Here is a 663-nt window from a genome sequence, read left to right as displayed (position 1 = left end):
TACCAAACATTGCATATAGGTTCTGGTAAACCAGACACGCAAGAAGTCTACAATGCAACGGGTGATGCAAAGATTTACTTCAACACAAAATGGAGTGACGGTGCTGCAATAAATGACCAAAAAACCGATAGACTTTTGATCCATGGGGATGTCTCTGGCAACACATCAGTTTATGTCACGGGGCGCTTAGAAGAGAACAATATCGAAGCAAACACCTCTGCTGCTGCCAATGTCCGTGGTCTTTCACTCATTCAAGTTTCTGGAAAAGCAGAAGAAAACTCTTTCAAACTGGTAAATGGTTATACCACAAGAGGTGGCTTACCGGATATGTATACACTACGTGCCTATGGACCAGACTCAAGCCAAGGCAAAGCCGATATTGCACAAAACCTCTTTGATGAAAAGAATGAAAATTTCTGGGATTTCCGTTTGCAACCCGAACTGCTTGGCTCCAATTCTGGTTCAAATCCTGATCCTGAAACAAATATCCCTACCGTTGCCCCTGTACCACAAACAGCAAGCTATTTGGTCATGCCAAATGCTCTCTTCTACAGTGGATTAACCGATATGGCTAAACAAAACGCACTCTTAGCCAATATCAGAACATCTGTCTTAGGAAAAGAAGAGGAAAAACAAACCGGTTTCTTCCTCTATACTTACGGA

At 42.5% G+C, this 663-nt stretch carries 1 protein-coding gene; it reads left to right on the top strand.

Going from position 1 to position 663, the window contains the following annotated elements:
• On the top strand, positions 1-663 hold a 663-nt coding region (locus ACFIO3_RS14865), incomplete at both ends, for an autotransporter outer membrane beta-barrel domain-containing protein (RefSeq protein ID WP_375704755.1).

The organism is Bartonella sp. AD328YNZD (assembly GCF_042196425.1).
The sequence above is the reverse complement of the archived record's forward strand: the minus strand, read 5'-3'. Positions and strand labels throughout refer to the sequence as shown.